Genomic DNA, 21,779 nt, shown 5'->3' with positions numbered 1-21,779 from the left:
CCACCTGGTGGACGACAAGATCCACGCGCGGTCGACCGGCCCGTACTCCATGATCACCCAGCAGCCGCTCGGCGGTAAGGCCCAGTTCGGCGGCCAGCGCTTCGGTGAGATGGAGGTGTGGGCCCTGGAGGCCTACGGCGCGGCCTACGCGCTGCAGGAGCTGCTGACCATCAAGTCCGACGACGTCCTCGGCCGCGTGAAGGTGTACGAGGCCATCGTCAAGGGCGAGAACATCCCCGAGCCCGGCATTCCCGAGTCCTTCAAGGTGCTCATCAAGGAGATGCAGTCGCTGTGCCTCAACGTCGAGGTGCTCTCCAGCGACGGCATGTCCATCGAGATGCGCGACACCGACGAGGACGTCTTCCGCGCCGCGGAGGAGCTCGGCATCGACCTCTCCCGCCGTCCTAACGAGGGCGCGATGAGCGTCGACGAGGTCTGAGAACTCAAGGGGAAAACAGTTGCTTGACGTCAACTTCTTCGACGAGCTTCGCATCGGTCTGGCGACCGCCGACGACATCCGCCAGTGGTCGCACGGCGAGGTGAAGAAGCCGGAGACGATCAACTACCGGACCCTCAAGCCGGAGAAGGACGGGCTCTTCTGCGAGAAGATCTTCGGTCCGACCCGGGACTGGGAGTGCTACTGCGGCAAGTACAAGCGCGTCCGCTTCAAGGGCATCATCTGTGAGCGCTGCGGCGTCGAGGTGACCCGCGCCAAGGTGCGCCGCGAGCGGATGGGCCACATCGAGCTGGCCGCGCCGGTCACGCACATCTGGTACTTCAAGGGCGTGCCGTCGCGCCTCGGCTACCTGCTGGACCTGGCCCCGAAGGATCTGGAAAAGATCATCTACTTCGCGGCCTACATGATCACCAGCGTGGACGCGGAGCGGCGCGACCGCGACCTGCCCACGCTGGAGGCGCACATCTCGGTGGAGCGCCAGCAGATCGAGCAGGCCCGCGACGCGCAGGTCGAGGCCCGCCAGCAGAAGCTGGAGGGCGACCTCGCGGAGCTGGAGGAGGCCGGCGCGAAGGCCGACCAGAAGCGCAAGGTGCGCGACGGCGCCGAGCGGGAGATGAAGCAGCTGCGCGACCGCGCGCAGCGCGAGCTCGACCGCCTCGACGAGGTGTGGAGCCGGTTCAAGAACCTCAAGGTCCAGGACCTGGAGGGCGACGAGCTGCTCTACCGCGAGATGCGCGACCGGTTCGGCAAGTACTTCGAGGGCGGCATGGGCGCCGCGGCCATCCAGGCGCGGCTGCAGAACTTCGACCTCGACGCCGAGGCCGAGAAGCTGCGCGACATCATCCGCACCGGCAAGGGCCAGAAGAAGGCCCGTGCCCTGAAGCGGCTGAAGGTCGTCTCGGCGTTCCTCAACACCCGCAACAGCCCGCTCGGCATGGTGCTGGACTGCATCCCGGTCATCCCGCCGGACCTGCGTCCCATGGTCCAGCTGGACGGCGGCCGGTTCGCCACGTCCGACCTGAACGACCTGTACCGCCGGGTCATCAACCGCAACAACCGGCTCAAGCGCCTGCTCGACCTGGGCGCGCCCGAGATCATCGTCAACAACGAGAAGCGGATGCTGCAGGAGGCCGTCGACGCGCTGTTCGACAACGGCCGCCGCGGCCGCCCGGTCACCGGGCCCGGCAACCGTCCGCTGAAGTCGCTGTCCGACATGCTCAAGGGCAAGCAGGGCCGGTTCCGGCAGAACCTGCTGGGCAAGCGCGTCGACTACTCCGGCCGTTCGGTCATCGTCGTCGGCCCGCAGCTCAAGCTGCACCAGTGCGGCCTGCCCAAGCAGATGGCGCTGGAGCTGTTCAAGCCGTTCGTCATGAAGCGGCTGGTCGACCTCAACCACGCGCAGAACATCAAGTCCGCCAAGCGGATGGTCGAGCGGGCCCGCCCGGTCGTGTGGGACGTGCTGGAAGAGGTCATCACCGAGCACCCGGTGCTGCTGAACCGGGCGCCGACCCTGCACCGCCTCGGCATCCAGGCGTTCGAGCCGCAGCTGGTCGAGGGCAAGGCCATCCAGATCCACCCGCTCGTCTGCACCGCGTTCAACGCGGACTTCGACGGCGACCAGATGGCGGTGCACCTGCCGCTGTCCGCCGAGGCGCAGGCCGAGGCGCGGATCCTGATGCTGTCGACCAACAACATCCTGAAGCCGTCGGACGGCAAGCCCGTCACCATGCCCACCCAGGACATGGTCATCGGCCTGTACTGGCTGACGACGCAGAAGGACGGCGCCACCGGCGAGGGCCGCTCGTTCGGGTCCGTCGCCGAGGCGATCATGGCCTACGACCGGCACGAGCTGGACCTCCAGGCCAAGATCCAGATCCGGCTCAAGGACATCCCGCCGCCCCGCGGCTGGAAGGCCCCCGAGGGCTACGAGCCCGGCCGGCCGTACCGGCTGGAGACCACGCTCGGCCGCGCGATGTTCAACGAGACGCTGCCGGACGACTACCCGTTCGTGGACGACGAGATCGGCAAGAAGCAGCTCTCGGCGATCGTGAACGAGCTGGCGGAGACCTACCCGAAGGTCGCCGTCGCCAACGCCCTGGACGCGCTCAAGAGCACCGGGTTCCACTGGGCGACCAGGTCCGGTGTCACGATCGCGATCGACGACGTCATCACGCCGCCGAACAAGCAGGAGATCCTGGGCGGCTACGAGCAGCGCGCGGAGAAGGTGCAGCGGGAGTTCAACCGCGGCCTGATCACCGACGACGAGCGCAAGCAGGAGCTCATCGAGATCTGGAACAAGGCCACCGCGGACGTCGCGGTGGACATGGAGAAGGCGTTCCCGAAGGCCAACCCGATCTGGATGATGATCCAGTCGGGCGCCCGCGGCAACCCGCTGCAGCTCCGCCAGATCGCCGGCATGCGCGGCCTGGTCTCCAACCCGAAGGGCGAGACCATCCCGCGTCCGATCAAGTCGTCGTTCCGCGAGGGCCTGTCGGTCGTCGAGTACTTCATCTCGACGCACGGCGCCCGCAAGGGCCTGGCCGACACCGCGCTGCGCACCGCCGACTCGGGGTACCTGACCCGGCGCCTGGTGGACGTCGCGCAGGACGTCATCGTCCGCGAGGAGGACTGCGGCACCGACCGCACGATCCCGTTCGAGGTCGCCGACCGGCTGGCCGACGGCACGCTGGTCAAGCTGGCCACCACCGAGACCAGCCTGGTCGGCCGCACGATCGCCGAGGACGTCGTCGTGGACGGGACGGTCATCTTCCCGGCCGACACCGACCTGTCCGACTCGGTCGTGTCCCGCCTGGTCGAGGCGGGCGTGGAGAAGGTCCGCACCCGCAGCGCCCTGGTCTGCGAGGCCAAGATCGGTGTCTGCGCCGCCTGCTACGGCCGCTCGCTGGCCACCGGCAAGCGGGTGGACGTCGGCGAGGCCGTCGGCATCATCGCCGCGCAGTCCATCGGCGAGCCCGGCACGCAGCTGACGATGCGCACCTTCCACACCGGCGGTGTGGCCGGCGGCGACATCACGCACGGTCTGCCGCGTGTCCAGGAGCTGTTCGAGGCCCGCATCCCGAAGGGTGTGGCCCCGATCAGCGAGGTCGCCGGCCGCGTCAAGATCGACGAGACGGAGAAGGCCCGCAAGGTCGTCATCGTCCCGGACGACGGCTCCGACGAGATCGCCTACCCGGTGCCGATGCGGTCCCGCCTCCTGGTCAAGGAGGGCGAGTCCGTGGGCGTCGGCCAGCAGCTCATCGCGGGCGCGATCAACCCGCACGAGGTGCTGCGCATCCTCGGGCCCCGCGCCGTGCAGCTCCACCTGGTCCAGGAGGTCCAGGAGGTCTACCGGTCGCAGGGCGTGTCGATCCACGACAAGCACATCGAGATCATCGTCCGCCAGATGCTGAAGCGGGTGAACATCCTCGAGTCGGGCGACACCGACCTGCTGCCGGGCGACCTGGTCGAGCGTCCGATCTTCGAGGAGACGAACCGGAACGTCGTGGCCGAGGGCGGGGTCCCCGCCGCCGGCCGCCCCGTCCTGATGGGCATCACCAAGGCCTCGCTCGCGACCGAGTCGTGGCTGTCGGCGGCGTCCTTCCAGGAGACGACCCGGGTGCTCACCGAGGCCGCGATGCACGCCAAGAGCGACCCGCTGCTCGGCCTCAAGGAGAACGTCATCATCGGTAAGCTCATCCCGGCCGGTACCGGCATGCCGCAGTACCGCAACGTCCGGGTCGAGCCGACCGAGGAGGCGAAGGCGGCGGTCTACTCCGTCGGCTCCTACGACGACGGCGCCGAGTACGCCTTCGGGCAGGGCTCCGGCGAGGCCGTCCCGCTGGAGGAGTACGACTTCGGCCAGTACAACCGCTGACGTCCCGGCTCGCGGACACCCTGACCGACGACACGCGAGAGGCCCCTCCCACTCCGGGAGGGGCCTCTTCGCGTCGACCCTGTTCCCGCCGATGGGAGTGGACGATGCGCGAAACCGAGAATGAGCGTGCGGGACGCGTGCGAGAACTGGTGGCCGCGCATCTGCCCGGTTACGGCGTCGAGACCGTGGCGCTGCTCGGCGAAGGCGAGGAGAACATCGCCTTCGAGGTCAACGGCGAGCTGATCGTCCGTTTCGCCAGAGAGCCCGATGCCGCGCGGGTGGGCCGCGAGGCCCGACTTCTCGCCACCGTCGCGGACCTGTCACCGCTGCCGGTGCCCGAGCCGAGGTTCACGGTTCCGGACGAAGGCTGCCTCGCCTACTTCGAACTGCCGGGCGTCCCGCTGATCGACGTCGCCCCGGCGGGCGGTCCGGTCGCCGCCGCCCTCGGCGAGTTCCTCAACGCCCTGCACGCCGTCCCGATCTCCCGCCTGGACGGCCTGGTCGACACCGACGACGAACCGCCGGCGGCATGGCTGGAGGAAGCCGCGCAGATCTACCCGACCGTCCGCGAAGCCATGCCCGTAGTTCATCGCGGCCCCGTGGAGGCGTTCCTGAGCACGCCCCCACCGCCCGGCCCGCGTGACCTGGTGTTCTCCCACAACGACCTGGGCATCGAACACGTCCTCGTCGATCCCGCCGCCTGGACGGTGACCGGGGACATCGACTGGAGCGATGCCGCGATCACCGACCCGGCCCACGACTTCGGCCTGCTCTACCGCGACCTCGGCCCCGCCGCCCTCGACCTGGCCCTACGCGCCTACGGGACGGGCCTTCACGACGGGATCAGGACCCGCGCCGCCTTCTACGCCAGATGCGCCGTCCTGGAGGACATGGCCTACGGGCTCCGGCCCGGCCACGGCAAGTACCTCGACAAGTCCCTGCCCGCGCTGGACTGGCTGTTCCCCGGCTAGCACTCGGCCCCGCCTCGCCCTCGCGAAGCAAGGCTGGCGGCCACTATGGACACGCCCTAGACGAAGTCGGCGGCGGTGAGCCCGTAGGGGTGCCCGGGAGGCCACTGCACCAGCTCGATCCGGTAGCCGTCCGGATCGGTGAGCCAGGAGATCCGGGGCCCGTCCGGGCCGCCGGGGAGTTCCACCGGGCCGGGACTCAGCCCCGCCTGCGACAGCGCCTCGACCGTGGCGGCCAGGTTATCGACCTGGATGGGGAGATGGCTGAACCCGGTACCGAGATCCACCGGGCCGTCGGCCGGGCGGTGGACCAGCTCCAGCGTGACCACCTCGTCGTCGGGCAACTTGAGCATGGTCAGGGTCGCGCCGCCGCCGACGTCCACGGACCCGACGAGTTCGTAGCCGAGCGCGGTGTAGAAGTCGAGAGAGGCCGACAGGTCCGTGACGCGGTAGGCCGGGTGGAGTGTCCGCATGCAGGGACCGTATCCGGCGGAGCACTCGACCCGCGGGTCAGCACTTCGCCCAGGTGATCTTCCCGCCCTCCAGCAATGGCCGCGTCCCCCATTCGATGGCGAGTTGCGACACCAGGACCAGCCCGCGCCCCGACGTCGCCGCGTGGTTCTCCGGCCGGACTTCGGGCCGCTCCACCCCGCCGTCCCACACCTCGACGACGGGACGGCCGTCGCGCTCGTCCCGCACCACCCGGACGACGATCGGCCCTTCGCCGTGCATCACCGAGCCCAGACCATAGGTGGCAAGTCAGGCTCCGTGCGCTCACGGCACTTGGGTGTTGGTTGGGCGTCCTTTACGAGGGAGGATGAGCGCATGGCGCCACAGCGGAAGCGCGGGACGGTCTCGCCGACGCCGCTCGCGTTCGGCCGCCGGTTCCGGCGGCTCCGGGAGGCCAAGGGCTGGACGCAGGACTCCGTGGCACGACGTGCAAATGGCGGCCAAGGCGTAAAACCGCAGTACATCGGTGCCGTAGAGAACGGCCGCACCCGCTGCACCCGGGAGTTCGCCGAGACGATGGACCACACCCTCGACGCGAACGGCGAACTGCTCTACCTCTACGACGACCTGGTAAAGGACGCCACTTTCCCCACCTGGTTCGACTGGCACACCGTCGAGCCCGAGGCGGACATGCTCCAGTCGTACCAGCCGCTCCTCATCCACGGCCTGCTCCAGACTCCGGCCTACGCTTCTGCCCTACTCAGGGGCGACAAGGAAGCGGTTGAAGCGCGACTCAACCGCCAGGCCATCCTGACCAGGGAGAACCCGCCTCCGCCGAACTTCTCCGTTCTTCAGGACGAGGTATCCCTATACCGGCTCACCGGTAGTCCGGAGACCATGAAGGAGCAGCTGGAACAGGTCATCCAGCTTGCAGAGGCCGGAGTCGTAACCGTTCAAGTCGTACCGAGCAGGGGAGAGCACCTCGGCAACCTGGGGGCATTCAACCTCGCTACCATGCCTGACCGGAGTGAAATCGCCTACGTCGACATGACCGTACGCGGGCTGACCCTCACTGATCCCGATGACATTGCAGGCGTGAGTAGAGCAATTCTCTCGATTCGATCGCACGCTTTGCCTGCAGAGCAATCTCTCGAAGTAATTCGTAAGGCGGTAATGAAAAAATGGACCTGACCAAGGCCGCTTGGCGCAAGTCGAGTTATACCGGCCCCAATGGCGGTGACTGTGTGGAACTGACCTCGAATGCCGGTGTGGTGGCCGTGCGCGACAGCAAGGACCCGGAGGGGCCGAAGCTGTTGGTGACGCGCCGGGCCTTTGCAGCGCTGCTGTCCGGCCTGAAGCGGTAGGGGAACGGATGGACCTGACCAAGGCCGTCTGGCGTAAGTCCAGCTACACCACTGCCAACGGCGGCGAGTGCGTCGAGTTGACCGCTGTCCCCGGGACCGTTGCCGTCCGCGACAGCAAGTACCCAGAGGGGCCGAAGCTGCTGGTGACGCGCCGGGCTTTCGCTGCGCTGCTGTCGGACCTCAAGCAGTAGCCCGCCCTACTAGAGCGACTCCGGACGGTAAAGATGGAGATAGCCAAGGTGGCGTGGCGTAAGAGCAGCCACAGCACCAACAATGGCGGTGACTGTGTGGAGCTGACTTCCACACCGAGCACGGTCGCCGTGCGGGACAGCAAGAACCCAGACGGTCCGGAGCTGCTGGTGACCCGGAAAGCGTTCGCGGCGCTGCTGTCCGAGCTGAAGCGATAGGGGGACGGATGGACCTGACCAAGGCGGTTTGGCGTAAGTCCAGTTACACCACTGCCAACGGCGGCGACTGCGTCGAGTTGACCGCTGTCCCCGGGACCGTTGCCGTCCGCGACAGCAAGGACCCGGCGGGACCGAAGCTGCTGGTGACGCGGCGGGCTTTCGCTGCGTGGCTGACCGATCTCAAGCGGTGAGGGCGGCGGGTGTCAGGGCTTCGGGGTTTGGTGGAGTGGGCTACTTGGCGGCGGTCGTAGCCGCGCATCACCACCTCGAAGGCGGGAGGTTCGATCTCCGCTGGGCTGCCGGCGAACGTGGCAGCGGGATCGGCCGGGGCGCCGTCAGCCGGTTGACGAAGTCCGGTTTCTGACCGGTTTGGTGACCTTCTTGGCGACGCAGGACGGGATGCCCACCGTCGCGTCCGCCGCCACGGTGCGGTAGGTGCTCGGCGGCATGCCGACCAGTTCGGTGAAGCGGGTGCTGAAGGTGCCGAGGGACGAGCAGCCGACGGCGAAGCAGACTTCGGTGACGCTGAGGTCGCCGCGGCGCAGCAGCGCCATCGCGCGTTCGATGCGGCGGGTCATCAGGTACGAGTAGGGCGATTCGCCGTACGCCTGGCGGAACTGGCGGCTGAGGTGTCCTGCGGACATGTGGACGCCGCGGGCGAGGGCCTCGACGTCCAGCGGCTGGGCGTAGTCGCGGTCGATCCGGTCCCGGACGCGTCGCAGCAGCGCCAGGTCGCGCAGGCGCTCGGGTGTCACGGCCGGTTCGGTTGGCACGCCTGCATTGTCCACGGTCGGCGTCCGGCCCGTCCACTCCGGGACGGGCCGGACGCGCCGGTCAGGCGCCGACGTAGGCCGCGAGGTGCTCGCCGGTGAGGGTGGAGCGGGCGGCGACGAGGTCGGCGGGGGTGCCCTCGAAGACGACCCGGCCGCCGTCGTGCCCGGCGCCGGGGCCGAGGTCGATGATCCAGTCGGCGTGCGCCATGACCGCCTGGTGGTGCTCGATGACGATCACCGACTTGCCGGAGTCGACGAGCCGGTCGAGCAGGCCGAGCAGCTGCTCGACGTCGGCGAGGTGGAGGCCGGTCGTCGGCTCGTCGAGGATGTAGACGCCGCCCTTCTCCGCCATCCGGGTGGCGAGCTTGAGCCGCTGCCGCTCGCCCCCCGACAGCGTCGTGAGCGGCTGGCCGAGATGCAGGTAGCCGAGCCCGACGTCGGCGAGCCGGTCGAGGATCTTGTGGGCGGCGGGCGTGCGCGCCTCGCCCTCCTGGAAGAACCGCTCGGCCTCGGCCACCGACATCGCGAGCACCTCGGCGATGTTCCGTCCGCCCAGCGTGTACTCCAGCACCGACGCCTGGAACCGCTTGCCCTCGCACTCCTCGCAGGTGGACTCGACGGTGGCCATGACGCCGAGGTCGGTGTAGATGACCCCGGCGCCGTTGCAGGCGGGGCAGGCGCCCTCGGAGTTGGCGCTGAACAGCGCCGGCTTCACGCCGTTGGCCTTCGCGAACGCCTTGCGGATCGGGTCGAGCAGGCCGGTGTAGGTCGCCGGGTTGCTGCGCCGCGAACCGCGGATCCCGCTCTGGTCGACCACCACCACGCCGTCCCGCCCGGCGACCGAGCCGTGGATCAGCGAGCTCTTGCCGGAGCCGGCCACGCCGGTGACCACGCAGAGCATCCCGAGCGGGATGTCGACGTCCACGTCCTTGAGGTTGTGCGTCGAGGCGCCGCGGATCTCCAGCGCGCCCGCGGAGGAGCGCACCGACTCCTTGAGGGCGGCCCGGTCGTCGAGATGCCGGCCGGTGATGGTGCCGCTGCCGCGCAGCCCGTCCACGGTGCCCTCGAAGCAGACGGTGCCGCCCTCGGAGCCGGCGCCGGGGCCGAGGTCGACGATGTGGTCGGCGATCGCGATGGTCTCGGGCTTGTGCTCCACGACCAGCACGGTGTTGCCCTTGTCCCGGAGCCGCAGCAGCAGGTTGTTCATCCGCTGGATGTCGTGCGGGTGCAGGCCGATCGTGGGCTCGTCGAAGACGTAGGTGACGTCGGTCAGCGACGACCCGAGGTGGCGGATCATCTTGGTGCGCTGCGCCTCGCCGCCGGACAGGGTGCCCGCCGGCCGGTCGAGGGAGAGGTAGCCGAGGCCGATCTCCGCGAACGAGTCGAGCAGGTGCTGCAGCCCGGCGACCAGCGGGGCCACCGACGGCTCGTCCAGCTCGCGGATCCAGCCGGCCAGGTCGCTGATCTGCATCGCGCAGACGTCGGCGATGTTCCTTCCCCGGATCTTCGAGGACCGGGCCTCCGGCCCGAGCCGGGTGCCGTCGCAGTCGGGGCAGGTCGTGAAGGTGACCGCCCGCTCCACGAACGCCCGGATGTGCGGCTGGAGCGCGTCGACGTCCTTGGACAGCATCGACTTCTGGATCTTGGGGATCAGCCCCTCGTAGGTGAGGTTGATGCCCTCGATCTTGATCTTGGTCGGCTCCTTGTGGAGCAGGTCGTGCAGCTCCTTCTTGGTGTACTTGCTGATCGGCTTGTCCGGGTCGAAGAAGCCGCAGCCGCGGTAGATGCGGCCGTACCAGCCGTCCATGCTGTAGCCGGGGATCGTCAGCGCGCCCTCGTTGAGCGACTTGGCCTCGTCGTACAGCGCGGACAGGTCGAAGTCGGTGACCGAGCCCATGCCCTCGCAGCGCGGGCACATGCCGCCCAGGCGGTTGAAGGTCGCCTTCTCGGCCTTGGTCTTGCCGCCGCGCTCGACCGTGATCGCGCCGCTGGCCTTCACCGACGGGACGTTGAACGAGAACGCGTTGGGCGAGCCGATGTGCGGCTCCCCGAGCCGGCTGAACAGGATGCGCAGCATCGCGTTGGCGTCGGTCGCGGTGCCGACGGTGGAGCGGGGGTTGGCGCCCATCCGCTCCTGGTCGACGATGATCGCGGTGGTCAGCCCGTCCAGGAAGTCGACCTCGGGCCGCGACAGCGTGGGCATGAACCCCTGCAGGAACGCGCTGTAGGTCTCGTTGATCATCCGCTGCGACTCCGCGGCGATCGTGGCGAACACCAGGGAGCTCTTGCCCGAGCCGGAGACGCCGGTGAACACCGTCAGCCGCCGCTTGGGCAGCTCGACGTCGACGTTCTTGAGGTTGTTCTCGCGCGCCCCGTGCACGCGGATCAGATCGTGGGTGTCGGCGGCGTGCGGCGCGGCCGGCTCCGTGTCCGTCCTCGTGCCCATGCTCATCGTGTCTCCATCCGTTCAGCGGGGCCGCCTGCGCGGCCTCCCTCAGCGTCGCCCGGCCCGATCGGGCCGGGTCCGAGAGTACGTGCGGTCAGTCCAGCCGGCGGCCGTCGCGCATCAGCTCGCGGCCCGGCAGCTCGTCCGCCTCGCGCCACGCCTGGACGCGGCGCGGGGTGACGCGGAACCACCGGTACGGCGTGGCCTCGTCGCGCGGGTCGAAGCCGGTGCGCGCCGCGAAGCGGTCGGCCCGCTCGCGGGTCAGCGCGTCGATCTCCAGCACCTCGACCTCGCCCTCGATCATGGTCACGTCCCGGGTGTGGCCCAGCCCAAGCCGAACGATCCGGCCGCCCGCGAGGTTCCGGCCGGTCGGGGACTCCACCGGCGTGGCGAGCAGCAGCGTCTCACCGTCCCACTCGAAGGACAGCGGCACCAGGTACGGGACGCCGTCCGCCGAGGCGGTCGCCACCCAGAGATCGACGTCGTGGGCGAGCCGGTGCTCGGTGTCGCGGCGGCGCTGCCCGCGGGTCCGGGGAGCCACCGTCGCGGGCTGCGGGGCGGACGTGGTCATGGTGGCTCCCGATCTCGTGCGTGGACGGTCATTTCGTGCTGGCGTACACGCTAGAGGCGGCCCGCTGACCTGCGCTTCTCGATTCCTGATCGGTGCGTCCGCGCTGGTTCGGGGGACAATGGGGGTGTGGCTCGGTGGGTCCTGCACGCCGACCTGGACCAGTTCATCGCCGCCGTCGAGGTGCTGCGCCGTCCGGAACTGCGCGGGCGGCCGGTCGTCGTCGGCGGGGACGGCGATCCGGCGAAGCGCGGCGTCGTCAGCACGGCCTCCTACGAGGCCCGCGCCTGCGGCGTGCACTCGGGGCTGCCGCTCCGCACGGCGGCGCGGCGCTGCCCGGACGCCGTCTTCCTGCCCGTGGACCGGGACGTCTACGAGTCCGTCTCGGACCGGGTCATGGCGGCGCTGCGGAGCCTCGGCGTCGTGGTCGAGGTGCTCGGCTGGGACGAGGCGTTCCTGGCCGTCGACGGCGACGATCCGGAGGCGGTGGCCCGGGAGCTCCGGGCGCGGGTCCGCGCGGCGACGGGCCTCGAATGCACGGTCGGCATCGGGCGGAACAAGCTCCAGGCGAAGCTGGCGACCGGCTTCGGCAAACCGGCCGGGATCTTCCGGCTCACCGGCGAGACGTGGTTCGAGGTGCTCGGCGACCGGCCGACGGACGCGCTGTGGGGCGTCGGCGCCAAGACCGCCAAGCGGCTGAGGGGCCTCGGCATCGCCACGGTCGGGCAGCTCGCGGCGGCCGACCCGAGCGTCCTCGCCGCGGAGATGGGCCCAACGATCGGCCCGTGGCTGGTGCTCCTCGCGCAGGGGCGGGACAACTCGCCGGTCAGCGACGCGCCGTACGTCCCGCGCTCTGCGGGCCGCGAGACCACCTTCCAGCAGGATCTGGACGACTGGGACGACGTGCGCCGGGAGATCGTCCGCCTGGCGCGGTGGGTCTCGGACGATGTGGCCGGCGACGGGAGGGACGTCGCCCGCGTCATCGTGAAGGTCCGGTACGCGCCGTTCATCACTCACACCCACGGCAGGGCGCTGTCGGCGCCCACGAGCGACCCGGACGCGATCGAGGAGGCCGCCCTCGCCGCGCTCGGCATGTTCACCGGACGGCGGCCGGTGCGGCTGCTGGGCGTCCGCGCCGAGTTCGCACGCTGACGTAGCGAGCGCTTGACCTTGACCGCCGTCTGTTTCTTGACTTTTTGTCTGGTTTTGCTGCGTGGTGGCCCGGGGAGGAAGCGTCTCGTTGCCTGATGTACGCGACGGGGGAGAGAGCACATGAAGAAGGTCATGACCGGGGCACTGATCGCCGCAGCCGTCGGGATCGGGGGGATGGGCACCGCGTCCGCCGCCCAGCCGTCCCACGCGCAGGACACGCGCCAGGACTGCCGCACCTACTCCAGCGTCAGCCAGTGCGGGCAGCCCCAGCTGACCGAGAAGCAGCGCGCGTGCGTCACCGCGGCGGTCCAGCAGGGCATGACCGAGCGCCGCGCCACCGTGGAGTGCCGCGCCTTCGCCTGAAACCCGCCGCGCACGGAATGAGGAGCCCGTTCCACCTGGGACGGGCCCCTCGCCATCGGACGGACGTCAGCGCGGCGGCGCGTCCGTCCATTCCGTGACCTCGAACGCCTGGTACGCGGCCAGCTCACCGGGACGGTGGAACCGGTCGGGCATGTCCTCCGCCTTCAGCGCACGAGGCTTGCCGTCGTCCCCCGGGGGAAGCGGCCGGCTCCCGCGCGGCGGGGTCGCCACGAGATCCCGGATGGCCAGCAGCGACCCGGTGGCGGGGTCGACGATGAACTGGCGCCGGTACGTCCCGAGCTGCTTCGGCGCCGTGTACAGGCCGAGGGGTGTCGTGGTCCTCAGCGGCAGCGAGACCACCGTCCCGGTGCGGCCGAGCGGGTCGGCCGCCTTCCCCTCGGCCCGGACGCCGGGCAGGTCCGCGAGCATCCGGAACACCGCCGCACGCACCTGGGGCGGCGCCGGCGCGGTGGACAGCAGGGTCCCGGCGACATCGCTCAGAGCCCGCACCCGCTCCTGCCCCCGCAAGGCACGGATGGGCTCCTCCCTCTCACCGTCCGAGGAGACGGCATGCCAGTGCCCCTTGAGGCTCAGCAGCCTCTTCTCCAGCGCCTCCGGCCGGGTGGGCAGCTCGGCGATCTGCGCCACGGTCATGCCGTAGAACCGCTCGACGGACGCGCGCCACGGCGACCGTCCGGCCGACGACTGCCGCATGTCCAGCTTGGCCTGCCCCCCGCCGCCTTCCGGGTTCGGAATGCTGACCCACTCGGGCGAACCCGCCGCCCGCCACTTCTGCCTGTCCTGCGCGGTGAGCGGGACGTCGGCCAGCTCGATGTGGGTCATATGCCGCGTGCCGTCCCGGCCCGTCCACGTCTCGTTGCCCTGCCTCGAATCCACCTTGTAGTGGTTCGCGGCGCTCTTGCCGACCGCATAGACGTCGCCCATGACGGTCTTGGTGTGCCAGTACGTGCCACCGGGCGCCTTCTGCGCGTTGGTCGCCGCCACCAGCAGCACGTTCCCCCGCTCTGGACCGGGCGGGACGGCCTTCGGGCCGGGCGCCGCACCGCCGTCCGGCCGCAGGGCGACGACGGCCACCGCCCCCGCGACGACGGCGGTGGCCGCCGCGACGCCGAGCAGCGGAAGCCGCGGCCTGCGCCGGGACCGCACCGGGGCCGCCTCGGCCCGCCACCCGGTCCGCAGGGCGAGCTCCTCCGGGCTCTCCTCCACGGCCAGCGCCGTCCGCATCTGCCGCAGCGCGTCGAGTTCATTCATCGGTCTTCTCCTGGGGAAGGGCTGTGCGGAGCTTCTTCCGGGCTCGGTGGATCTTGGCCTTGACGGTTCCGAGCGGCAGGCCGAGCGTCGCCGCGATCTCGGCGTAGGACATCTCGGCCCAGGCGAGCAGCAGCACCGCGTCGCGTTCCTGGGCGCTCAACCCGGCCAGCGCCTTCGCCAGCGCGGGGCCGAGCGCCGCGGCCGAGGCGCGGTCGCTGGCGAGGTCGGCGACGCCGTCCTGCGCGGGGTCGGTCCCGGTCCGGGCGTACGCCCGGTACATGCGGGTCTCCTGGCGGCGGTGCCTGGCGATCACATGGGACGCGATGCCCCACAGCCAGGCGCCGAAGGCGCCGCGCTCGTCGAACCGCGCCCGCTGCCGGAACGCCGTCGCGAACGTCTCCGACACCACGTCGTCCGCCAGCGGCGGCCCGAGGCGCCGCCTGGCATAGGCGTGCAGCCGCGGCGCGTGGCGCCGGAACAGCTCGCCGAAGGCTTCGGGGTCGTCCAGCGACGCCGCGACGATCCTCGAATCGTCCAGGTCGTCGCCGGCGCGGCTCACCGCGCCCATGGGGGTCTCATCATGGAGTGGGCTCTCCGTGGCTAGAGGGGGCTGACACCTTCCTCTAGCCCGAAGCCCCCGGCCCGGTTGCGCCCGCGGATCAGGTCAGGGGGAGAGGGCGAGGCGGGACGGGGGCCGACTGGAGGATCGAGGTCGTCGTCCGGGCGAACGGGGTGAAGCGGTCCAGGATCGGCTCCAGCTCCTCGACCGCGCGCAGGTGGGCGATGAAGAAGAAGCAGTCGTCGCCGGTGATCCGGTGGCACTCGGTGATCTCCGGGATCTCCTCGGCGATCTTCGGGACGCGGCTCAGCTCGCGGGGGCTCGGGCTGACCCGCACGAGGATCGTGATCGGGAAGCCCAGCGCGACCGGGTCGACGGTCGCGTGGTACCCGGTGATGACGCCCGTCTCCTCAAGCCGCTGGACGCGCTCGGCGACGGCGGGCGCGGAGAGGGCGACACGGCGCCCCAGCTCGGCGAGGGACACGCGCCCGTCGCGCTGCAGCTCGGTGAGGATCCGCAGGTCGGTCGCGTCGAGCGGCTTCGGTTCGTAGGCGCGGCCCGGTCGGCTCCTTCGGTTCGCCATTCCACCAACCTACGGATCGCCGGACGATACGGCATGTCGATTCCGCCCCGCCGCGGACCGCCGCCCGCGCCTCGTGCGGCCTGGACGGACGGGGGGAGGATGAGTGATCGCCGGTGCGGCGTTGCATCGTGGTGAGCGTTGAGAGGAGAGGTTCATGGAGCAGGTACGGCTCGGAAGGACGGGCACGAGGGTCTCGCGGATCTGCTTGGGAATGATGAGCTACGGCGACCCCGCGCTCCGGCCTTGGGCACTGGAGGAGGACGCGGCGGAGCCGATCGTCCGGCGGGCCGTCGAAGGCGGAGTGACGTTCTTCGACACCGCCGACGTCTACTCGCAGGGCGCCAGTGAGGAGATCACCGGACGGCTGCTCGCGAGATTGTTCCCGCGGCGGGAGGACTACGTCCTCGCCACCAAGGTGTGTCTCCCCATGGGAGAGGGCCCGAACGACAAGGGCCTGTCGCGCAAGCACATCATGGCGGGCATCGACGCCTCTCTCGGGCGGCTCGGCACCGACTACGTGGACCTCTACCAGATCCACAGGTGGGACTACGGGACGCCCATAGAAGAGACCATGGAGGCCCTGCACGACGTCGTGAAGTCGGGCAAGGCCCGCTACATCGGCGCGTCCAGCATGTTCGCGTGGCAGTTCGCCAAGGCGCAGCACGTCGCCGAGACGCACGGGTGGACGAAGTTCGTCTCCATGCAGAACCACTACAACCTCGTCTACAGGGAAGAGGAGCGGGAGATGAACCCGCTCTGCCTTGACCAGGGCGTGGGCCTTATCCCTTGGAGTCCGCTCGCCCGCGGGCTGCTCGCCGGTAACAGGGAGAGGGGCGGGGAGCGCAAGACCGTCCGGTCCCGGAACGACGCCTTCGGCGACGGCCTGTACGTCGAGTCCGACTTCGACGTCGTGGACGCCGTCCGCGAGGTGGCCGCCGAACGGGGCGTTCCGGCGGCCCAGGTCGCGCTGGCGTGGCTGCTGGCGAAGCCGGCGGTGACCGCGCCGATCGTGGGAGCGACGAAACTCACGCACATCGACGACGCGATCGCCGCGGCGGGCCTCGAACTGGACGAGAAGGAGGTCGCCCGGCTGGAGGCCCCGTACCGGCCGCACGGGGTGATCGGGCATTCCTGACCTCTCGCCATCTCGCACGCCTCCGGGCCGGAACGGTCCGGAGGCGTGCGGCGTCTATCAGGGGTGGTGATTTGCGATACCACCGGCGATCGGGGCAGGCTGGGGACGAGAACGCCCACGCATGGCGACACGCCACGTGGGGACATGGGTGACAAGGTTCGGAGGCCGCGTTATGCGCCGCGCGCCACCGGACTTCCGGGAGCTGAGGAGCCCCGGGACGACGGCGCTGAAGGAGCCCGACGATGACCGAGAACGACGGCACGCAGGGACCGCAGCGGCCGTTGCCGGAGGACGAGGGGCAGCCCACGCCTGAGGGGCAGGAGCCCCCCGCCCGTCCGCTGGGAGACCGCACGGTGGTGTTCGGGGCTCCGCAGCTGGGCGGCCAGGCTCCGCCGCCGGAGCAGCCCCGCCCGGAGGAGCGGCCCGCGCCGCCTCCGCCGCCCCCCACGATGGTCGAGCAGCCGCTGCAGCAGTTCGGCGAGCAGCCTCCGCCTCCGCCTCCGCAGCCCTACGGCGGCCCGCAGGAACCGCCGCAGTACGGGCAGCCGCCCGCCGGCCAGCAGCCCTACGGCGCGCCCCCCGGCCCAGGCGGGTTCCCGCCGCCGGAGCCGCAGCAGCCGCAGCAGTACGCCCCGCCGGGCGAGCCGCAGCCGCAGTACGAACCGCCGCAGTTCGGCCAGCCCCAGTACGAGCAGCAGCAGTACGAGCAGCCCCAGTACGGGCAGCCCGAGCCGCCGCCGTTCGGCCAGCAGCAGCCGCCGCAGCAGCCCGGTGGGTACCCGCAGCAGCCGGTGCACGGCGCGCCCCAGGAGCAGCAGCCGCAGTACGGGCAGCCCCCGTTCGGCGAGCAGCCGCCCCAGCCGCCCCAGCCGGAGCAGCCGCAGGAGTCCGGGACGGAACGGACGATGATCGTCCCCGGTCCGGCCGCCGGCGCGCCCGAGCCCGAGCAGCCGCAGCGCCCCGTGGTGGACGACCAGGCGACGCTGCACTGGTCGCCCGGCACCGACATCCCGGTCGCCACCGGGCCCGAGCGCAAGCAGGAGGCCCCCGCCGAGCCGTGGCAGGCGCCGACCCCGCCGTCCACGCCCGAGCCGTGGTCGCCGGAGTCGTCCCAGCCGGGTGGCGCCCAGCAGAGCCCGCCTGGCCAGCCCGGCCAGCCCGGGCAGGGGCAGGCCGACCACGAGCGGACGATGATGGTGCCGCCGCCCGAGTCGGGGTACGGTGCGGGCTCCCAGCCGGCCGCCCCCTCGGTGGAGGACCTGTACCGGCCGCCCGGCGAGGGCAAGGTCGAGGACGCGCGCCCGACCGAGGCGTTCGACCCGTCCGCCGCGTCCCAGGGCCAGCAGTTCGGCGCGCAGCAGGGCGACCAGGGCGGGATGGCCGAGCACACCCGCCTCGACATCGGCCAGCAGCAGTGGGGCCAGCAGCAGCCGCAGCAGCAGTTCGGGCAGCAGCAGGGCTTCGGCCAGCCCGGTGAACAGCAGCAGGGGTACGGCCAGCAGTTCGGCGGGCAGCAGGGCGAGCAGCAGTTCGGCCAGCCCGGTGAGCAGCAGGGCTTCGGCCAGCAGCCGTACGGGCAGCAGCAGGACTACGGCCAGCAGGACTACGGCCAGCAAGGTCAGCAGGGACAGCAGGGACAGCAGGGCTTCGGCCAGCAGCAGTTCGGCCAGCAGCAGGGCTTCGGCCAACCCGGCCAACCCGGCCAACCCGGTCAGCCGGCGCAGTACGGGCAGCAGGGCCAGCAGGGTCAATACGGGCAGCCGTCCACGTACGGGGGCGGAGAGAGCAAGGGCAACAAGAACACGCTCTGGCTCATCATCGGCGGCGTCGCCGTCCTGGTGATCCTCGTGGTTCTGGTGGTCGCGTTCGTCCTCTAGGACGCACGGGACAGTGAACGGCGTAAAAACCGCTCCACATCTTCCCTAACAGCGGGGATGTGGGACACAATGCCGACGGGTCGACCCCTCGGAGCGGAGCCTCCGGGCGGGAACATCCGTCGGCATTTCGTCGTTCATCACTCTGGGGAGATGGCTCCCCGCCGTCCAGCGGGCTTGCGCCGGTGGGGTCGCACGCGGTAGTGCGCCTGCCGCTTTGCACTTTGGCCCGGGGGTCGGTAACCTCTTCACTTGTGCCCGCTATATGCGGGCCGCTATGCGTGCGCGTCGGTGAGGCCGGTCGGCCAGCTCCAGCGCCGCATCTACTCCCCGGCTTGATTCGGCCCTTTCACGGGCCGGGCGGTCTGTGTCGGTTTTTCGCGGTTGTAGGTCCGTGAGGCGGCGACACGCCCGACCGCGTGGGTCGGAGAGGTCGGGAAACCGGCAGGTCACAGCCTCGCCTGAGGTGGTGATTGCAGCATTAAGACTTACCGGCTCGGTACGAGGAAGACGGAGACGCGGTGCCCACGATCCAGCAGCTGGTCCGAAAGGGCCGCCAGGACAAGGTGACCAAGAACAAGACGCCCGCGCTCAAGGGCAGCCCCCAGCGCCGGGGCGTCTGCACGCGCGTCTACACGACGACGCCCAAGAAGCCGAACTCCGCGCTTCGCAAGGTCGCCCGGGTCCGGCTGACCAGCGGGATCGAGGTCACGGCCTACATCCCCGGCGTCGGGCACAACCTGCAGGAGCACTCGATCGTGCTCGTGCGCGGCGGGCGTGTGAAGGACCTCCCCGGCGTTCGGTACAAGATCATCCGCGGGTCGCTCGACACCCAGGGTGTCCGGAACCGCAAGCAAGGGCGCAGCCACTACGGCGCGAAGAAGGAGAAGAGCTGATGCCGCGCAAGGGCCCCGCTGGCAAGCGCCAGCTGATCGCTGACCCGGTGTACAACTCGCCGCTGGTCACCGCGCTCATCAACAAGATTCTCCTGGACGGCAAGCGCTCGATCGCCCAGAGCATCGTCTACGACGCCCTTGAGGGCGCCCGTGAGAAGACCGGCAACGACCCGGTCGTCACGCTGAAGCGCGCGCTCGACAACGTCAAGCCCACCCTGGAGGTGCGCAGCCGCCGCGTCGGCGGCGCGACCTACCAGGTCCCGGTGGAGGTGCGGCCGGCCCGCAGCACCACCCTCGCCCTGCGCTGGCTGGTGGTGTACGCCCGGCAGCGCCGCGAGAAGACCATGACCGAGCGGCTGATGAACGAGCTGCTCGACGCCAGCAACGGCCTCGGCGCGTCTGTCAAGAAGCGCGAGGACACGCACAAGATGGCGGAGTCCAACAAGGCCTTCGCCCACTACCGCTGGTAACCCCGGCGGAACAGCAACGACGAGACACGCGAGGACGGCAGTGGCTACCAAAACCGGTGTAGACCTGGCCAAGGTCCGCAACATCGGGATCATGGCCCATATCGACGCGGGCAAGACCACGACGACCGAGCGCATCCTTTACTACACGGGGATGAGCTACAAGATCGGCGAAGTCCATGACGGTGCCGCCACCATGGACTGGATGGAGCAGGAGCAGGAGCGGGGGATCACCATCACCTCCGCGGCCACCACCTGCGAATGGCCCGTCGACGAGGTCAAGCACACCATCAACATCATCGACACCCCCGGGCACGTCGACTTCACCATCGAGGTGGAGCGCAACCTGCGGGTGCTCGACGGCGCGGTCGCGGTGTTCGACGGTGTCGCCGGCGTGGAGCCCCAGTCCGAGACCGTGTGGCGCCAGGCCGACCGGTACGGCGTGCCGCGCATGTGCTTCGTCAACAAGCTCGACCGGGTCGGCGCGGAGTTCCACCGCTGCGTCGACATGATCGAGAACCGCCTGAACGCCACGCCGCTCGTGCTCCAGCTGCCGATCGGCGCCGAGGCCGACTTCAAGGGCGTCGTCGACCTCGTGCGCATGAAGGCCCTCCTGTGGAACGAGGAGGCCAAGCTCGGCGAGATGTACGACACGGTCGACATCCCCGACACGCACCTGGAGACCGCGCGGGAGTGGCACGACCGGCTGGTCGAGACCCTCGCCGAGAACGACGACGAGATCATGGAGCTGTACCTGGAGGGCGACGAGCCCACCGTCCAGCAGCTCCACGACGGCATCCGCCGCGCGACGATCGCCGCGAAGCTCACCCCGGTGACCTGCGGCACGGCCTTCAAGAACAAGGGCGTGCAGCCGCTGCTGGACGCGATCGTCCGCTACCTGCCCTCCCCGCTGGACGTCGAGGCCATCGAGGGCCACGCCGTCCGGGACGAGGAGAAGGTGCTCACCCGCCGGCCGAGCGAGGACGAGCCGTTCTCCGCGCTGGCGTTCAAGATCGCGAGTGACCCGCACCTGGGCAAGCTCACGTTCGTGCGCGTCTACTCCGGGGTGATGCAGTCCGGCGCGAACGTCATGAACTCCGTCAAGGAGCGCAAGGAGCGCATCGGCAAGATCTACCGGATGCACGCCAACAAGCGCACCGAGATCGAGCGCGCCGGCGCCGGCGACATCGTCGCGGTGATGGGCCTCAAGCAGACCACCACCGGCGAGACGCTGTGCGACGACAAGGACCCGATCGTCCTGGAGTCGATGAACTTCCCGGCGCCGGTCATCCACGTCGCGATCGAGCCGAAGACCAAGGCCGACCAGCAGAAGCTGGGCACCGCGATCCAGCGGCTGGCCGAGGAGGACCCGTCCTTCCAGGTCCGCACGGACGAGGACACCGGCCAGACCGTCATCTCGGGCATGGGCGAGCTCCACCTGGAGATCCTCGTCGACCGGATGAAGCGGGAGTTCAAGGTCGACGCCAACGTCGGCAAGCCGCAGGTCGCCTACCGGGAGACGATCAGCCGCAAGGTCGAGAAGGTCGAGTACACCCACAAGAAGCAGACGGGTGGCTCCGGCCAGTTCGGCCGCGTGATCATCGACCTGGAGCCGCTCGGCGGCGGGTCCGACGGCTACGAGTTCGAGAACAAGGTCACCGGTGGCCGCATCCCGCGGGAGTACATCCCGTCGGTGGACGCGGGCTGCCAGGAGGCCGCCGAGTTCGGTGTCCTCGCCGGCTACCCGATGGTGGGCGTCAAGGTCACCCTGCAGGACGGCGCCTACCACGAGGTGGACTCCTCGGAGATGGCGTTCAAGGTCGCCGGTTCCATGGCGTTCAAGGAGGCCGCCCGCAAGGCGTCCCCCACGCTGCTGGAGCCGATGATGTCCGTCGAGGTCACCACGCCCGAGGACAACATGGGCGACGTGATCGGCGACCTCAACAGCCGCCGCGGCCAGGTCCAGTCCATGGACGAGCGGCACGGCATGCGCGTCATCAAGGCGCTCGTGCCCCTGTCCGAGATGTTCGGCTACGTGGGTGATCTGCGCAGCAAGACCCAGGGCCGGGCCGTCTTCACCATGCAGTTCGACTCCTACGCCGAGGTTCCGTCGAACGTCGCGCAGGAGATCATCGCGAAGGCGCGGGGCGAGTAGAGCACCGGGCCTGCCC

Annotated in this window: 23 protein-coding genes; 15 read left to right on the top strand and 8 right to left on the bottom strand. The window is 70.1% G+C overall.

Going from position 1 to position 21,779, the window contains the following annotated elements:
* From BM339_RS37180 to BM339_RS37170, 3 genes are all read left to right on the top strand, one after another.
* Positions 1 to 439 (top strand): DNA-directed RNA polymerase subunit beta (locus BM339_RS37180; RefSeq protein ID WP_458249911.1); only part of this gene is annotated, 439 nt, incomplete at its 5' end.
* 19 nt (positions 440 to 458) lie between these two features.
* Positions 459 to 4,331, top strand: a complete 3,873-nt coding sequence (locus BM339_RS37175) for a DNA-directed RNA polymerase subunit beta' (RefSeq protein WP_021597421.1) — start codon at positions 459 to 461, stop codon at positions 4,329 to 4,331.
* Between the two features lie 104 nt (positions 4,332 to 4,435).
* Positions 4,436 to 5,302 carry a phosphotransferase family protein gene (locus tag BM339_RS37170; protein ID WP_177287871.1) on the top strand — a complete coding sequence of 289 codons (867 nt, stop codon included), beginning with the start codon at positions 4,436 to 4,438 and terminating at the stop codon, positions 5,300 to 5,302.
* A gap of 56 nt (positions 5,303 to 5,358) precedes the next feature.
* Here the strand turns inward: BM339_RS37170 and BM339_RS37165 are convergent, their stop codons facing one another.
* Both BM339_RS37165 and BM339_RS37160 read right to left on the bottom strand, forming a co-directional pair.
* The gene (locus tag BM339_RS37165; RefSeq protein WP_075023918.1) at positions 5,359 to 5,772 is read right to left on the bottom strand and encodes a VOC family protein; all 414 of its coding nucleotides are present in this window, start codon (positions 5,770 to 5,772) and stop codon (positions 5,359 to 5,361) included.
* A gap of 37 nt (positions 5,773 to 5,809) precedes the next feature.
* A complete protein-coding gene (locus BM339_RS37160) occupies positions 5,810 to 6,034 on the bottom strand; it encodes an ATP-binding protein (RefSeq protein ID WP_143118754.1) in 225 nt (74 codons plus the stop codon).
* 90 nt (positions 6,035 to 6,124) lie between these two features.
* Here BM339_RS37160 and BM339_RS37155 point away from each other — a divergent pair, with 90 nt between their 5' ends.
* The 5 genes from BM339_RS37155 to BM339_RS37135 are packed head-to-tail and all read left to right on the top strand — an operon-like array spanning position 6,125 to position 7,711.
* Positions 6,125 to 6,940, top strand: a complete 816-nt coding sequence (locus tag BM339_RS37155; protein ID WP_075023916.1) for a helix-turn-helix domain-containing protein — start codon at positions 6,125 to 6,127, stop codon at positions 6,938 to 6,940.
* The gene (locus BM339_RS37150; protein ID WP_075023915.1) at positions 6,931 to 7,113 is read left to right on the top strand and encodes a DUF397 domain-containing protein; all 183 of its coding nucleotides are present in this window, start codon (positions 6,931 to 6,933) and stop codon (positions 7,111 to 7,113) included. The genes BM339_RS37155 and BM339_RS37150 overlap by 10 nt, the downstream gene beginning before the upstream one ends.
* An 8-nt stretch (positions 7,114 to 7,121) precedes the next feature.
* Complete coding sequence (locus BM339_RS37145; RefSeq protein ID WP_075023914.1) at positions 7,122 to 7,304, top strand: DUF397 domain-containing protein; 183 nt, start codon at positions 7,122 to 7,124, stop codon at positions 7,302 to 7,304.
* Positions 7,305 to 7,337: 33 nt separating this feature from the next.
* Positions 7,338 to 7,520 carry a DUF397 domain-containing protein gene (locus BM339_RS37140; RefSeq protein ID WP_075023913.1) on the top strand — a complete coding sequence of 61 codons (183 nt, stop codon included), beginning with the start codon at positions 7,338 to 7,340 and terminating at the stop codon, positions 7,518 to 7,520.
* A gap of 8 nt (positions 7,521 to 7,528) precedes the next feature.
* Positions 7,529 to 7,711: a DUF397 domain-containing protein gene (locus BM339_RS37135; RefSeq protein ID WP_075023912.1), complete on the top strand. Its 183-nt coding sequence runs from the start codon at positions 7,529 to 7,531 to the stop codon at positions 7,709 to 7,711.
* A gap of 144 nt (positions 7,712 to 7,855) precedes the next feature.
* Here the strand turns inward: BM339_RS37135 and BM339_RS37130 are convergent, their stop codons facing one another.
* From BM339_RS37130 to BM339_RS37120, 3 genes are all read right to left on the bottom strand, one after another.
* Entirely contained in the window at positions 7,856 to 8,293 is a 438-nt protein-coding gene (locus BM339_RS37130) for a helix-turn-helix transcriptional regulator (protein WP_024934187.1), read from the bottom strand.
* 61 nt (positions 8,294 to 8,354) lie between these two features.
* Entirely contained in the window at positions 8,355 to 10,745 is a 2,391-nt protein-coding gene (locus tag BM339_RS37125; protein ID WP_177287870.1) for an ATP-binding cassette domain-containing protein, read from the bottom strand.
* Between the two features lie 88 nt (positions 10,746 to 10,833).
* Positions 10,834 to 11,310 (bottom strand): pyridoxamine 5'-phosphate oxidase family protein, encoded by a 477-nt coding sequence (locus BM339_RS37120; RefSeq protein ID WP_075023911.1) that lies wholly within the window; start codon positions 11,308 to 11,310, stop codon positions 10,834 to 10,836.
* 126 nt (positions 11,311 to 11,436) lie between these two features.
* Here BM339_RS37120 and BM339_RS37115 point away from each other — a divergent pair, with 126 nt between their 5' ends.
* Complete coding sequence (locus tag BM339_RS37115; RefSeq protein ID WP_075023910.1) at positions 11,437 to 12,459, top strand: DNA polymerase IV; 1,023 nt, start codon at positions 11,437 to 11,439, stop codon at positions 12,457 to 12,459.
* 120 nt (positions 12,460 to 12,579) lie between these two features.
* Positions 12,580 to 12,822 (top strand): hypothetical protein, encoded by a 243-nt coding sequence (locus BM339_RS37110; RefSeq protein WP_075023909.1) that lies wholly within the window; start codon positions 12,580 to 12,582, stop codon positions 12,820 to 12,822.
* A 66-nt stretch (positions 12,823 to 12,888) separates the two neighbouring features.
* On the opposite strand, the gene BM339_RS37105 is transcribed toward BM339_RS37110, so the two are convergent.
* The 3 genes from BM339_RS37105 to BM339_RS37095 all read right to left on the bottom strand — a co-directional run bounded on the left by BM339_RS37105 (position 12,889) and on the right by BM339_RS37095 (position 15,236).
* Positions 12,889 to 14,094 carry a CU044_5270 family protein gene (locus BM339_RS37105; RefSeq protein WP_024934186.1) on the bottom strand — a complete coding sequence of 402 codons (1,206 nt, stop codon included), beginning with the start codon at positions 14,092 to 14,094 and terminating at the stop codon, positions 12,889 to 12,891.
* Positions 14,087 to 14,662: an RNA polymerase sigma factor gene (locus BM339_RS37100; RefSeq protein WP_024934185.1), complete on the bottom strand. Its 576-nt coding sequence runs from the start codon at positions 14,660 to 14,662 to the stop codon at positions 14,087 to 14,089. Before BM339_RS37100 ends, BM339_RS37105 begins: the two co-directional genes overlap by 8 nt.
* Before the next feature lie 91 nt (positions 14,663 to 14,753).
* On the bottom strand, positions 14,754 to 15,236 hold the full coding sequence (locus BM339_RS37095) for an Lrp/AsnC family transcriptional regulator (protein WP_075023908.1): 483 nt from the start codon (positions 15,234 to 15,236) through the stop codon (positions 14,754 to 14,756).
* A 154-nt stretch (positions 15,237 to 15,390) separates the two neighbouring features.
* Between BM339_RS37095 and BM339_RS37090 the strand changes: the two genes are divergently transcribed.
* The 5 genes from BM339_RS37090 (at position 15,391) to fusA (ending at position 21,763) form a co-directional block, all read left to right on the top strand.
* Positions 15,391 to 16,371 (top strand): aldo/keto reductase, encoded by a 981-nt coding sequence (locus BM339_RS37090; RefSeq protein ID WP_024934184.1) that lies wholly within the window; start codon positions 15,391 to 15,393, stop codon positions 16,369 to 16,371.
* 242 nt (positions 16,372 to 16,613) lie between these two features.
* Positions 16,614 to 18,248 (top strand): hypothetical protein, encoded by a 1,635-nt coding sequence (locus tag BM339_RS52375; RefSeq protein WP_075023907.1) that lies wholly within the window; start codon positions 16,614 to 16,616, stop codon positions 18,246 to 18,248.
* A 518-nt stretch (positions 18,249 to 18,766) separates the two neighbouring features.
* The gene (gene rpsL, locus BM339_RS37080; protein WP_021597495.1) at positions 18,767 to 19,141 is read left to right on the top strand and encodes a 30S ribosomal protein S12; all 375 of its coding nucleotides are present in this window, start codon (positions 18,767 to 18,769) and stop codon (positions 19,139 to 19,141) included.
* Positions 19,141 to 19,611: a 30S ribosomal protein S7 gene (gene rpsG, locus BM339_RS37075; RefSeq protein ID WP_021597494.1), complete on the top strand. Its 471-nt coding sequence runs from the start codon at positions 19,141 to 19,143 to the stop codon at positions 19,609 to 19,611. Before rpsL ends, rpsG begins: the two co-directional genes overlap by 1 nt.
* Positions 19,612 to 19,651: 40 nt before the next feature.
* Positions 19,652 to 21,763, top strand: a complete 2,112-nt coding sequence (gene fusA, locus BM339_RS37070; protein WP_021597493.1) for an elongation factor G — start codon at positions 19,652 to 19,654, stop codon at positions 21,761 to 21,763.
* The last annotated feature ends 16 nt before the right edge of the window (positions 21,764 to 21,779 follow it).

Origin of the sequence: Actinomadura madurae, from assembly GCF_900115095.1 — a bacterium.
In the GTDB taxonomy this organism is placed as follows: Bacteria; Actinomycetota; Actinomycetes; order Streptosporangiales; family Streptosporangiaceae; genus Spirillospora; species Spirillospora madurae.
This window is presented reverse-complemented; position numbering and strand designations above follow the sequence as displayed.

Coding starts and splice junctions, on each gene's coding strand:
- BM339_RS37145 (WP_075023914.1), top strand. CDS start 7,122: ATGGACCTGACCAAGGCCGTCTGGCGTAAGTCCAGCTACACCACTGCC.
- rpsG (WP_021597494.1), top strand. CDS start 19,141: ATGCCGCGCAAGGGCCCCGCTGGCAAGCGCCAGCTGATCGCTGACCCG.
- BM339_RS37135 (WP_075023912.1), top strand. CDS start 7,529: ATGGACCTGACCAAGGCGGTTTGGCGTAAGTCCAGTTACACCACTGCC.
- BM339_RS37170 (WP_177287871.1), top strand. CDS start 4,436: ATGCGCGAAACCGAGAATGAGCGTGCGGGACGCGTGCGAGAACTGGTG.
- BM339_RS37095 (WP_075023908.1), bottom strand. CDS start 15,236: ATGGCGAACCGAAGGAGCCGACCGGGCCGCGCCTACGAACCGAAGCCG.
- BM339_RS37120 (WP_075023911.1), bottom strand. CDS start 11,310: ATGACCACGTCCGCCCCGCAGCCCGCGACGGTGGCTCCCCGGACCCGC.
- BM339_RS37125 (WP_177287870.1), bottom strand. CDS start 10,745: ATGAGCATGGGCACGAGGACGGACACGGAGCCGGCCGCGCCGCACGCC.
- BM339_RS37100 (WP_024934185.1), bottom strand. CDS start 14,662: ATGGGCGCGGTGAGCCGCGCCGGCGACGACCTGGACGATTCGAGGATC.
- BM339_RS37110 (WP_075023909.1), top strand. CDS start 12,580: ATGAAGAAGGTCATGACCGGGGCACTGATCGCCGCAGCCGTCGGGATC.
- BM339_RS37090 (WP_024934184.1), top strand. CDS start 15,391: ATGGAGCAGGTACGGCTCGGAAGGACGGGCACGAGGGTCTCGCGGATC.
- BM339_RS37165 (WP_075023918.1), bottom strand. CDS start 5,772: ATGCGGACACTCCACCCGGCCTACCGCGTCACGGACCTGTCGGCCTCT.
- BM339_RS37105 (WP_024934186.1), bottom strand. CDS start 14,094: ATGAATGAACTCGACGCGCTGCGGCAGATGCGGACGGCGCTGGCCGTG.
- BM339_RS37150 (WP_075023915.1), top strand. CDS start 6,931: ATGGACCTGACCAAGGCCGCTTGGCGCAAGTCGAGTTATACCGGCCCC.
- BM339_RS52375 (WP_075023907.1), top strand. CDS start 16,614: ATGACCGAGAACGACGGCACGCAGGGACCGCAGCGGCCGTTGCCGGAG.
- BM339_RS37155 (WP_075023916.1), top strand. CDS start 6,125: ATGGCGCCACAGCGGAAGCGCGGGACGGTCTCGCCGACGCCGCTCGCG.
- BM339_RS37140 (WP_075023913.1), top strand. CDS start 7,338: ATGGAGATAGCCAAGGTGGCGTGGCGTAAGAGCAGCCACAGCACCAAC.